14 protein-coding genes are annotated in these 12,016 nt (G+C 39.2%); 13 read left to right on the top strand and 1 reads right to left on the bottom strand.

The window, feature by feature from the left end; translation table 11 throughout:
• Nucleotides 1-19: 19 nt before the first annotated feature.
• The 13 genes from yajC to IW510_RS01175 all read left to right on the top strand — a co-directional run bounded on the left by yajC (nt 20) and on the right by IW510_RS01175 (nt 10,981).
• Complete coding sequence (yajC, locus tag IW510_RS01115; RefSeq protein WP_202055887.1) at nt 20-400, top strand: preprotein translocase subunit YajC; 381 nt, start codon at nt 20-22, stop codon at nt 398-400.
• A gap of 177 nt (nt 401-577) precedes the next feature.
• Nucleotides 578-865 carry a post-transcriptional regulator gene (locus tag IW510_RS01120; protein WP_202056566.1) on the top strand — a complete coding sequence of 96 codons (288 nt, stop codon included), beginning with the start codon at nt 578-580 and terminating at the stop codon, nt 863-865.
• A gap of 158 nt (nt 866-1,023) precedes the next feature.
• On the top strand, nt 1,024-1,329 hold the full coding sequence (locus IW510_RS01125; protein ID WP_202055888.1) for a TIGR04197 family type VII secretion effector: 306 nt from the start codon (nt 1,024-1,026) through the stop codon (nt 1,327-1,329).
• Nucleotides 1,329-1,727 carry a DUF3958 family protein gene (locus IW510_RS01130; RefSeq protein ID WP_202055890.1) on the top strand — a complete coding sequence of 133 codons (399 nt, stop codon included), beginning with the start codon at nt 1,329-1,331 and terminating at the stop codon, nt 1,725-1,727. Before IW510_RS01125 ends, IW510_RS01130 begins: the two co-directional genes overlap by 1 nt.
• Nucleotides 1,717-3,033 carry a hypothetical protein gene (locus IW510_RS01135; protein ID WP_202055891.1) on the top strand — a complete coding sequence of 439 codons (1,317 nt, stop codon included), beginning with the start codon at nt 1,717-1,719 and terminating at the stop codon, nt 3,031-3,033. The genes IW510_RS01130 and IW510_RS01135 overlap by 11 nt, the downstream gene beginning before the upstream one ends.
• Nucleotides 3,034-3,043: 10 nt before the next feature.
• Nucleotides 3,044-3,547, top strand: coding sequence for a hypothetical protein (locus IW510_RS01140; protein ID WP_202055894.1), 504 nt, complete (start codon nt 3,044-3,046; stop codon nt 3,545-3,547).
• A gap of 76 nt (nt 3,548-3,623) precedes the next feature.
• Nucleotides 3,624-3,776, top strand: a complete 153-nt coding sequence (locus IW510_RS01145; protein WP_202055896.1) for a hypothetical protein — start codon at nt 3,624-3,626, stop codon at nt 3,774-3,776.
• A 349-nt stretch (nt 3,777-4,125) separates the two neighbouring features.
• Nucleotides 4,126-6,723 (top strand): bifunctional acetaldehyde-CoA/alcohol dehydrogenase, encoded by a 2,598-nt coding sequence (gene adhE, locus IW510_RS01150; RefSeq protein WP_202055900.1) that lies wholly within the window; start codon nt 4,126-4,128, stop codon nt 6,721-6,723.
• 155 nt (nt 6,724-6,878) lie between these two features.
• On the top strand, nt 6,879-7,343 hold the full coding sequence (locus tag IW510_RS01155; protein WP_202055904.1) for a MarR family winged helix-turn-helix transcriptional regulator: 465 nt from the start codon (nt 6,879-6,881) through the stop codon (nt 7,341-7,343).
• Nucleotides 7,344-7,368: 25 nt separating this feature from the next.
• Entirely contained in the window at nt 7,369-8,226 is an 858-nt protein-coding gene (locus tag IW510_RS01160; protein WP_202055905.1) for a DUF6544 family protein, read from the top strand.
• Nucleotides 8,227-8,790: 564 nt separating this feature from the next.
• Nucleotides 8,791-9,966: an RtcB family protein gene (locus IW510_RS01165; RefSeq protein ID WP_202055909.1), complete on the top strand. Its 1,176-nt coding sequence runs from the start codon at nt 8,791-8,793 to the stop codon at nt 9,964-9,966.
• A gap of 18 nt (nt 9,967-9,984) precedes the next feature.
• On the top strand, nt 9,985-10,521 hold the full coding sequence (locus tag IW510_RS01170) for a GNAT family N-acetyltransferase (RefSeq protein WP_202055910.1): 537 nt from the start codon (nt 9,985-9,987) through the stop codon (nt 10,519-10,521).
• A 7-nt stretch (nt 10,522-10,528) separates the two neighbouring features.
• The gene (locus IW510_RS01175; RefSeq protein WP_202055911.1) at nt 10,529-10,981 is read left to right on the top strand and encodes a GNAT family N-acetyltransferase; all 453 of its coding nucleotides are present in this window, start codon (nt 10,529-10,531) and stop codon (nt 10,979-10,981) included.
• Nucleotides 10,982-11,062: 81 nt separating this feature from the next.
• Here IW510_RS01175 and IW510_RS01180 read toward each other — a convergent pair whose 3' ends face one another.
• On the bottom strand, nt 11,063-11,854 hold the full coding sequence (locus IW510_RS01180) for a MurR/RpiR family transcriptional regulator (RefSeq protein WP_202055912.1): 792 nt from the start codon (nt 11,852-11,854) through the stop codon (nt 11,063-11,065).
• Nucleotides 11,855-12,016: the final 162 nt, after the last annotated feature.

The following is a 12,016-nucleotide window of genomic DNA, read 5'->3' on the forward strand; positions in this document are numbered from 1 at the left end:
ATATGGTGAGGTGAAAAAAATGGGCGGCGGAATTACAATGATTTTTACATTAGTCCTTTTGGGCGGTATGATGTTCTGGATGTCTCGTTCTCAAAAGAAACAGCAGCAGGAACGTCAGTCACTTTTAAATAGTATGAAAGTTGGGGACAAAGTAGTAACAATCGGTGGTTTGCACGGGGTTGTTTCTGAAATGGACAATGTCAGCAAAACAGTTTTCATCGATTGCGAAGGCATTCTTTTAGAATTTGACCAAAATGCAATTCGTACTGTAAAACCAAATACTGCAGCGACATCAACAGTAGTTGAACAAGAGCCTGTTGTTCTTGAAAAACAGGAAACAATTACTGAACCGACAGAATCAACAGATTCAGTGGACTCTGTAGACGAAACGAAAGAATAAACACATTGTTTATTAATTTAGAAATTACGAAGGCTGAGCTGCTGAAATGCGGCTTGGCCTTTATGTCCGAATAAGATAGGGAAAAATGTCTTATTTGAGCTGAAATCAGAGGGCGTTTTACTAGAAGCGTCATTCTTCTGCAAAGTTTTTCTGTACGAAGTTAGGGAGGGGATTAAGATTCAAGCTCAAAAGTTATCTTGGCATCAAAAGGTACTTTTATCAAAAGAAATCAAAATGAAATGCCGCTCCTTTCAAGAAAACGGCTATCAAGGGGTAAATGAGAATGAACTACTCGACTACCTGCTTTTATACCGCTGGAAAAATCGTCAACGATTATCCATCAAAGAATGCAAACGTGACATTTTACATATTGAGCCAAATGATTTCTTCGACTATCAGCAGCTAGTTGCTCAAACAAGTCCATTCCAGCTAAACGATTGGACAGATATCAAGGATCTTTTATAAGAAGAGCCTTGTGAGGAAAAAGTGAATATAGACAGAACAGCACTCGGGAAATGCCAGACATTTTTGAGGGCTGTTTTTTTGGTCTTTTTTACATTTTTAAAATACTCTTGATACGAATAGTTAGTTAATTTAAACTATAGAAAAGGAGTGAATTACAAATGAGTAACTTAGATGTGAATGTGACAATCGCTGGTGCAGCTTCACAGCAGTTCAGTCAGGCGGCCAGTGCGTTGAATAGTGTTTCTTTGCCGGCAGCCAGTGCCGGACAAACAAATGTCTCCGGACAAAGCAATGCACAAAACACGATACAACGGATGAGTGTTGTTGGTCAACAGATATCCAATGCGTTGGCTAGAGATGGTAACAATATCCATTCTGTTGCGGAAGAATTTGCCGCAATCGATCAGAAGCTAGGCAAGGGATTCGATGGATTAACTATTCTATCTGGACCAGGTAAATTTTGATGGGAATCACGATAGAAGAGGAACAAATCAATCAACAGCTTTCCAAGGTGGAAATAAATCAAGAATTAAATCGTAAACAGCAATGGCGGTTAGAAGAGCTGGAACAAGATTGTCAACGTTTATCGATGCAGCATGATGTTTTTCTTTCTACCATTCTTCAAACAGCAGAGGATGAGGAGATGAAGCACTATTTCCTATCCGAAGAGGATGAAGTCAAGGGGCTACATCGACAGAACTTTTTGGAAATCGAAAATGATCGAGAGGAATTAAGGCAGGAAGAAAAGCAATTATCACTAGCTGAAGATGAATTGTTATGGGAAAGAAAACGGATTGCTATGAGTAAAGAGGATGATAAGGAGAATCTCTATAAAGAAGGAGAGAAAATAGATGGGGCTTAGTTATTTTGTTGGTGAAGTTCAAACACAGTCAAGCGCCGCTGTAAAACTGGCAAATGAGTATATTCAACATGCGGGCACATTGAAAGATAGTGTGAATCACTTTTTGAATGCACCACTATCAAGTAAAACCTATGACTCAGCCAGAAATTATTTTAGGGTCGTATATCCACCGCTATCTAATGCGTTGACCTTGGCAGCAGAATCACTTAATGAAGCGCACACGAAGTATCCGGCGATGTATCAATCGAGTGTCGGTGGTGGAGATACGGAAGAAGATCGGTTACTGGAGCAGATACAGCAAGGAAAGCAACTGAGAGATTCATATCTTGAAGTGTTAGACAATCTAGAGAAGTCAAATCCACGGATGGAACAAGCGTGTATGCGAGCACAGGCTAGTATTGACAAGCTACAGGAGAGATTAGATAAGTTCTATGATTTTAATAGCGAGTCAGCCAGTATATTTTCTGAGGCAGAAGCGAATATAGCAAACTTGGAGGCGGCGATTGCTGCGTTGAGTAAAGGTGGCGCATGGAATGCTTCTTCCGGAACATTTGATATTTCGAGATTGGATATGACGTGGGTCAAGCCGGTTCAGAAAAAATGGAGTGAGCGAGAAAAAAATAAAGGGAAAAATGTACAGCTAGAAGTTAAGGAAGGCAAAAATTCGTTAGGTGGAACGACATACGAAGTCTATACTAATGGGATTTTTGATGGAGATGCAACAACAGTGTACAATGAGCTTTTGAAAAATGAAATGGCGGCAATACTGAGACAACGTATTGCAGAAGACAAGCTCAGTCAATTCGTTCTTTTTATCGGAACTTCTCTTACTTTTAGTAGTGGTATAAAAAGAATTATTAGTGAAATTGTTGGAGCGGTTGGTAACAGAGTACTTGTCAGGTTTAATGATGGCTCTTACGGAGCCGTCACTGTTTCAGGTGGTGTAGCGATCGAAAGCGGATCAGCTACTTTAACTGATACACTAACTTTAAAGGATTTTGTACAATTCTCAAATAATGGGAAGATTACCAGTAAGACTTTTGGTAAGCCGATAGAAGGTCGAGTGGATGGGAAGAAATCTAAAATCAGAGTAGATGCAGAACCAGATGGGGATAAAATTCAAATTCAGACTGGGCATGGTAAAAGATCTCCTTTGGATTATAGAATAGATGTTGATAAAATTACAGATAGAGCTAGTATTTATAATGAAATTCCTAAATTTATAAAAAAAGGAATAGGTAAAGGAAAACTTGACGAATTAGTAGACAATATTTACCGTGCTTGGGTTTGGTTAAAAGCAAAATAGAGGTGAGAATATGAAAATATATGTAGAAACATGTGGAAAGAAAACAACTCTGGGGTATCGTGAATTAGCTGAAGCTATGTGGTTTAAAGAAAAAAATGGAAAAGAGTTAGAGATATCTCATGTTGGAAATGATGAAACATTACAAGAAAATTTTTTCTTAACTTTGAAAATAGATAAATGGCTCAATGATAGCCGTTGGAAACTCATAAAAAATCCTATTGAGAATGAAGATATCGAAATAGAGGCCCTGCGTGAAAAAGATGTAATTGAATTGGGTTCAAAACATATTACTATTCTTACTGTAGACAAGAGAGCACTGTACATTCTGGCAATCAAACTTGCAAAGGATTTAGGCGGGAGAATAAGTGAGGATGGATTAGAAAGTTGGCAGTCTGTAGAAATGTTTGAGAAGAAGCATAAAGACATACTATGCTTAACATATGATGAAGCCAATGAATTAAGTTTAAAAGAAGTAGTAACGATGCTGGCAGAAGAGGAACCGTGGGAGTATTGACTGAAAAAAAGGATTCCTAGCGCCTACAAGAACTTCAAATTAATGCATTTTATGTACTAAATGACGATATAATGGTATGGAAACATGGTCGACCTCAAAAGAATTTCAGCAGAAATATTCTGAGTTGCTGTCAATGAGTTTTGAAGAAGCAAACAAGCTTAGCTTGAAAGAAGCGGAGACGCTAGCGTATGTGAAGGAGTCTTGGGATACTGATATGGAAGATGATTAGCTCATCCTGTTTAGTTTTGAAGAAACCTTGCCGGAATCGACGGGTATGTACTACAAAAGAATGTAGTATATGACTAGATTGTGGAATTGTGAACAAAATAAAGTGTGTTATTAAATGGAATAAGGAAATAATCGTTTTGAGACCCATCCACTGAGTTGAAAATGAAAACTCAGTGGATGGGTCTTAATATTATAATGTTTTTCTGTTGAAAACGCTTTGAAAAATAAATTTTTATAAACTGTGAAAAAAATCACAAAAAACTATTTACAAGAAAACGAGAATGTTGTATGATGTGAATGTGAAATAGTTAACAAACAAATTAATGATAAATTTTCTTAGGAGGATTACAATGGCAAAAACGAAGAAAAAAGAAGAAACAAAAGCTCTTGACGTTCAAACAATGATTGATGAGCTGGCTGCCAAAGCAAATGTTGCTTTGAAAGAAATGGAAAGCTTCGATCAAGAAAAAGTTGACCATATTGTACACGAAATGGCAATGGCTGCTTTGGATCAGCATATGCCTCTTGCAAAAATGGCAGTTGAGGAAACTGGTCGTGGAATCGTTGAAGATAAAGCAATCAAGAATATGTATGCTTCTGAATATATCTGGAACAGTATCAAACATAACAAAACAGTTGGCGTAATCAGTAACGATGAGCAAACAGGTTTGATTGAAATCGCTGGACCTGTTGGAGTTGTTTGTGGTGTTACACCTACAACTAACCCAACATCTACTACTATTTTTAAAGCAATGATCGCTTTAAAAACTGGTAACCCAATCGTTTTTGCCTTCCATCCAAGCGCTCAAAAATGTTCTGCTGAAGCAGCTCGTATCGTTCGTGATGCAGCGATTGCAGCTGGCGCTCCTGAGAACTGTGTACAATGGATTGAACAACCATCAATCGATGCAACTTCTATGTTGATGAACCACCCTGGCGTTGCAATCGTATTGGCAACAGGTGGTCCTGGAATGGTTAAATCAGCTTACTCAACTGGTAAACCGGCTTTAGGTGTTGGTGCTGGTAACGTACCTGCATACATCGAAAAATCTGCAAAAATCAAACGTGCAGTAAACGATTTAATCGTTTCTAAATCTTTTGATAATGGTATGATTTGTGCGTCTGAGCAAGCAGTTATCGTAGACAAAGATGTATACGCAGCTGTAAAAGCTGAATTTGAAGCACATCAAGTATACTTCGTGAAACCAAACGAATTACAAAAACTTGAAGATGCTGTAATGAACGAAGGTAAATATGCAGTAAACCCTGCAATCGTAGGTTACTCTGCTGAACATATCGCAAAATTAGCGGGTATCAAAGTACCTGCCGGAACTAAAATCTTAGTTGCTGAGCTTGAAGGTGCCGGACCTGAGTACCCACTTTCACGTGAAAAACTATCTCCAGTTTTAGCAATGATGAAAGCAAAAGATTCAGCACATGCCTTTGATTTATGTGAAGCAATGCTTGAATTGGGCGGATTAGGACATACAGCTGTTATCCATACAGAAGACGAAGACCTGCAAATCAAATTCGGTATTCGTATGAAAGCTTGTCGTGTATTGGTTAACTCTCCATCTGCTGAGGGTGGTATTGGTAACATCTACAACGAAATGATTCCATCATTGACACTAGGTTGTGGTTCTTACGGTAAAAACTCTGTATCTAAAAACGTATCTGCAATCAACCTGATCAACATCAAAACTGTGGCGAAACGGAGAAATAATATGCAATGGTTTAAATTACCACCAAAAATTTTCTTTGAAAAGAACTCATTACAGTACTTGCAAAAAATGGAAAATGTTGAACGTGTTATGATCGTTTGTGACCCAGGTATGGTTCAATTCGGTTATGCTGATACAGTTCGTAAAGAATTGCAAAAACGTAAAAATGATGTGAAAATCGAAGTATTCTCTGATGTGGAACCTAACCCATCTACAAATACTGTTTATGCCGGAACAAAAGTAATGGCAGACTTCAAACCAGATACAATCATCGCTTTAGGTGGGGGTTCTGCAATGGATGCTGCGAAAGGAATGTGGATGTTCTATGAGCACCCAGATACTTCATTCTTCGGCGCGAAACAAAAATTCTTGGATATCCGTAAACGTACGTACAAGATTGATAAACCTGAGAAAACTCAGTTTGTATGTATCCCTACAACTTCAGGTACCGGTTCAGAGGTAACACCTTTTGCCGTTATTACTGATAGCGATACGCACGTGAAATATCCATTGGCTGACTATGCTTTGACTCCGGACGTAGCAATCGTTGACCCTCAATTCGTTATGTCAGTTCCTGCATCAGTAACTGCTGATACTGGTATGGACGTATTGACACACGCGATTGAGTCTTATGTATCTGTTATGGCATCTGACTACACTCGTGGACTAAGCTTACAAGCAATTAAACTTACGTTTGATTATCTTGAAAAATCAGTGAAAACTCCTGATATGGAATCTCGTGAAAAAATGCATAACGCTTCTACAATGGCTGGTATGGCATTCGCGAATGCTTTCTTGGGAATTTGTCACTCAGTAGCGCATAAAATTGGTGGAGAATATGGTATTCCTCACGGACGTACGAACGCAATTCTATTGCCTCATATCATCCGTTACAATGCCAAAGATCCTTCAAAACATGCAATGTTCCCTAAATATGACTACTTCCGTGCAGACACAGATTACGCTGACATTGCGAAATTCTTAGGTCTGAAAGGTAAGAACACTGCGGAATTGGTAGACGCTTTAGTGAAAGCTGTTGCTGACTTAGGTACTGCTGTAGGAATCGACATGAGCTTGAAAGCGCAAGGCGTGACTCAAGAAACATTGGATTCTACTGTTGATCGTATGGCTGAATTGGCTTACGAAGACCAATGTACAACTGCTAACCCTAAAGAGCCTCTAATCAGTGAATTGAAACAAATCATCATTGATGCTTACAACGGGTAATTAGATTATTTAACGCACACTTGGAATTTTTCCAAGTGTGCGTTTTTCTGTGTATCTAGGTGATTTGGAGTGACATCATAAAGGGTGTATTGACATAAAAGATAACCAGTTATATAATTAGGTAACTAGTTATCTTTTTAGAGGAGCGATTTATAATGAATATACCCGAAAGAGAATACATATTTGCCAGCATTTTTACATTGGCAAACAGAGTGCAGAAGCTTGGCGATAAGCTGGAAGATTATATGACAATCAAGCAATGGATGTTGATTGCGGTTATTTCCAAAAGTGAGAATCAGGCACTTACGGTGAGCGAAGCGGCTGAAATAATCGGCAGCTCCCATCAAAATATCAAAAAAATGGCTGTGATTTTAGAGAAACAAGGTTTTCTTGCGCTTACGAAGCACCCGCAGGATCGGCGGGCAGTTGTTCTTTCGATTACAGATTATTGTCGAGCCTATTTTGCTGAACGGGGAGCGCTGGAAGAAGCCTTTTTATCAGACTTGTTTCAAGGAATTGATGAAGAGAGCATGACAGGCTTGTTCAGAGGAATTCTTCAGTTGCAGACAAATATCGAACGGATGGAGCAGCAGCATTTGGGTGAAACGGATGGAAAATAGTTATAAAAAAAGAAGGTGGAATAAAATGCTAATCGTTGGACTTATACTGGTGCTTTTTGGAATAGGCGTCGTTTATCTAGCAATTCCCGGAGGCAAGCTTTGGCGACAATATCTGAATGAAGTTACTGTGTCAATTAAAAAAACGGAGAAGGAATCGCTTGAGCCGAAAAGCTTTACAGCAGAAACAATCAAAGAGCTTCCCGATCCGTTACAAAGGCATATTGAGAACGCTGGTTATTTGGATAAACCATTAATGAGTAACATGCTGATTCATTTTTATAATACGAAGTTTCGCTTATCTCAAGAGAAGGAGCCAATGGCTATTGATTTTCAACAGGTCAATTTTGTCAGCCGTCCGGATCGCCACGCATTTTTGACTGCGCGGATGTTCGGCTTGCCGCTTCAGGCAAAGGACAGTACGATTGATGGGGTTGGGTCAATGACTGGTGTTTTGGCTAAGCAGGTTCAATTGTTTCAATCAACAGGACCGGAAATGGATCAAGGGCAGTTGATTACGGCACTGGCAGATGCAGTATTTATGCCGGCATTGTTTTTACAGGATTTTGTTTCGTGGACAGCGGTTGATGACACGACAGTTGCCGGAACAATTACTTGGAAGGGTGTATCCGCTACAGGTCAATTCACTTTTGATGACCGAGGCAACATCGTTCGCTTTGATACGGAAGACCGTTACATGGATGATAATGGAAAAGGCAGCAAGCTCGTTCCTTGGTTTGTCACTTACGAGAAGTATCAAAAACAAAACGAGTTTTTTTTACCTAGCAAAGTGACTGTTAATTGGGTGTTGCCGGAAGGAGCCTACACTTATTTCGAAAGTGATCGGATAGAGGTTGAGCATTCCATAAAAAGTGTAAATAGATGATTTAGCAATTCGCTGACCCCAGAAAAAGATTATTTGAGAACAAGAAAATGAACATCACTAACGCTAAAGGTATAAAATAAGTGTTTGACAGTAAGTAAAGCGACATGGTAACATAACGAAGTAAGTGTTTTATTACTTGTTTGTTTTTTTCATAGTTTTGAAGAGACAAACATTAACTTAATGAAGAAAGGAGAGACATGATTATGATGAACCAAAACAAACATATCAGTAGAAAAATGAAGAATGATTGTGTAATAGGTAATGCTGTTAGTGTGTGTGGAAATGATTTTCATGTACTCTCTACAGTATAAATTTCATCTGTTTTCAGATAAAAAGACCCGTTGATCATTTTTCGAGATCAACGGGTCTTTTTGTGCTTTTCAGCACGGAAGAAATAGTGAAAGGTTAAATTTAAGCGGAGGTGTTACCAATGATTGGAACAAAGAGAAAAGTGAGCGTAACAAACGTATAGGTCAGAACAAAAAATCATCTGTCCTCTACGTCAAAATAAACATGCTGTGGTGGAATAAAGAAATTACCGCAGCTGCTGAAAGAGGAAGCAGAATGTTAACATTACAAGGAAAATATAACGAAGCAGCAGTCTATACAGATTTAGTCAGTGAAGGAACAATTGGTCAGATTATTGGCTTGTGCAATCAGGCGTTTACTAAGGAAAGCACCATCAGAATCATGCCGGATACCCATAGCGGAACAGGCTGTGTGATTGGAACGACTATGACAATTGGTGATAAAGTAGTGCCTAATCTAGTTGGTGTAGATATTGGCTGTGGTCTGTATGTCGTGAAAATGAAAAAGAGCGTGAAGCTGAACTTTGATAAGCTGGATCGAATTATTCGTACCAGAATCCCAAATGGCAGTCAGACACATAGTAAAGCTGCAGCAGATTTTGAGCTTGGTGGTATCCATGCGCCGATTCATAAAGGCTGGGCTTTGCGGAGCTTGGGAACATTGGGTGGTGGCAATCACTTTATCGAGGTTAATGAAGGAAAAGATGCCTATTATTTGGTGATTCACAGCGGTAGTCGTGTACTTGGAAAAGAAGTTGCAGAGTATCATCAGGAAGTGGCCTATCAAGCACTATCAGACCGAAGAAAAGAACTGAAGCTGGAAAGAAAACATGCGCAGAAGAAAAATAATCTGCAGTTGGCAGAAGAGCTGGAACGAGAACGGGAAGAAATCAAAATGCCTTATGAATTGTCCTACTTAACCGGTGAGGCAATGACACACTATTTGTCAGATATGAAGATTGCCCAAGAGTATGCAGCTGAGAATCGCCGCTTGATGGGAGAGATTATCCTAAAGGGGATGAAGTGGAAGAAGGCGATTATTGACAGCTTTGATTGCCCTCATAACTATATTGATATGACACAGGGGATTTTGAGAAAAGGAGCGGTCTCTGCTCAAAAAAATGAGCAGCTGATTATTCCGTTGAATATGAAGGATGGCAGTATCTTGGGTGTCGGAAAGGGTAACCTGGAATGGAATTTTTCAGGTCCTCACGGCGCAGGTCGGCAGATGAGTCGTTCCGAAGCAAAGAGACAAATCAGCCTTGAAAGCTATCAGCATGTCATGAAGAATATCTGGACAACCTCCGTTTCGAAGAAAACGGTTGATGAAGCACCGAAAGCATACAAGCCTGTTAAACAGCTGCTGGAAGATATTCAGCCAAGTGTTGAAATACAGGAAATTATCAAGCCCCTTTATAATTTTAAAGGTTAAGAAGGTTGGAAAAATACGATGAGACAAAAAATCATTATGAAAAGAGAGCTGAATTCAGAAAATCAGCCCTATAGAAAATCAGTAGAGCAGTTTATCAATCTTGAAAAACTATCAGCGAAGCAACAAAAAGAATTGGCTTGGTTGTTGTGGGAAACCTTTCATGGAACGATAGATGATCTTGGAGAAACACCGGAAGAAATGGAACAAGAGGTGACAGCAATGCTTAACGGAAAGTACGGCAAGTTTCTTGGTGAACACTCTTTTATCTCTATTGATGCCAAAAGCGGCGAATTTCAAGGCTGCGGACTAGTCAGCTTCTTTCGAGAAATACCTTTGATTATTTATGTGTCAGTCCGTTCGCAGGATCGTGGCAAGCGGCTGTCGACCGTGATTTTGAAGGAAGTAATCCAGTCATTATCTCAGGAGTTTGACGCAGCATATCTGGTTGTCACAGAAGGAAATACCATTGCAGAGAATATCTATCATCAATTGGGCTTTGTCGATGTAGGTAGAGATTGGGACACTGTATTGAATAAAAATGAAAAGGGAGAATGATGCACCTATGACAACGATTCAACTAAAACCAGTAACGAAGGAAACGATTGATTCATGTCTTTTGCTGTCTGTGCTTGAGCAGCAGCAGTCATTTGTTGCACCCGTGGCCAAAAGTCTGGCATATGCTTATGTAAATCATGAGTATTGTCGACCATTTGGTATTTATGACGGTCAGGAGCTGGTCGGTTATGTGTCAACCATTTATGATCCGTCAGACGGTATGTATTGTATCTGGCATATGCTGATTGATAAAAACCAGCAAGGAAAAGGTTATGGGACAGCCGCATTGGCGGAAGTCATTGCCTATTTTCAAACAGCACCGTTTGGGAAAGGAACAAGTATTGGCTTGTCCTGTCATGAACAAAATACAACTGCGCTAAATGTCTATCGTAAGCTTGGTTTTAAAGAAACTGGCGAGAAGGATGATGAGGGAGAAGTTATCCTGATTCGTTCGCTATAGATGGAAATGGAAAGCTAACCAGAAAAGGAAAGCGGGGCAAGAAGCCTCGCTTTCCTTTTTTTGTAGGACATGGCATTAATGTCAGTCATACAAACTGACATATCTGCGTGTGAAGTAATCAAAAAAGAAAGTCAGCGGGTAAGTGCCGATTTGGACATAATTCTCCTTTGTTACTCGAATGGTCTGTGTAAATTGATTGGTTAACGTGTTTTTAGTATTTTGTGTAATGAAAATGGAATCAGCAGGACTCTGGCTGATTGTTCGAATCAAGGCGGGATTTTTTGTCAATAAGGTACCGTAAGAGGAAATGACAATAATCAATGCCTGTTTATCCAAGTGCTCAATCAAGTCCTTTTGCAGCTGTTCCGTTTCTCCTATATAAAGGATTTTTCTGCTGGATAAAAAGGAGGTTTGTACCTCTTTGGCTAACTCAAGTGTTGCACTGTAGCCAATCAATACCACTTCAGAAGCCGTGTGAATTCTATGAAGGAGCTGATCAATTTCTTCAATGTCAATCGTTTCAAGGACGTCCTGAATCGATGCAGTGATTTCTTCACTATAACTGGTTAAATAAGCCTTAGGGTCTTTTTGTAATAGTTGAAAATCTTTTTCATTCATTCGTAAGCCGCTATAAGGTGTGAGACTGTTGAGCTGCTGCAGGGCATCTCGCAAGTCTGCGAAAGAGGCAAAATGAAAATGGCGACCAAAGCGTGTCAATGTTGCAGGGGAAACAAAGCATCTGTCTGCAATTTCAGAAATCGTCAGAGCAGGAATCTCTTCTGTGCGGGTAAGAAGAAAAATAATGATTTTAGAATAAGTAGTATCTTTTCCATGTGTATTCAAATAGGTTAAAAAATCAAAAATATCAAACATAGACAGCAAACACTCCAATCAATAGATGTCATTTTCATAAGAGTGAAAATGGTTATGAAAAATGAAAATAGCTGTAAAAACAGGAAAATCAAATGTGCTCTTCCTGTGATAAGATAAAGGAAATCAAGTGCCTCAATTATACACTATATATAATTTTGGTTA

This window comes from Enterococcus sp. BWR-S5 (assembly GCF_016745255.1).
Taxonomy (GTDB): Bacteria; Bacillota; Bacilli; order Lactobacillales; family Enterococcaceae; genus Enterococcus_L.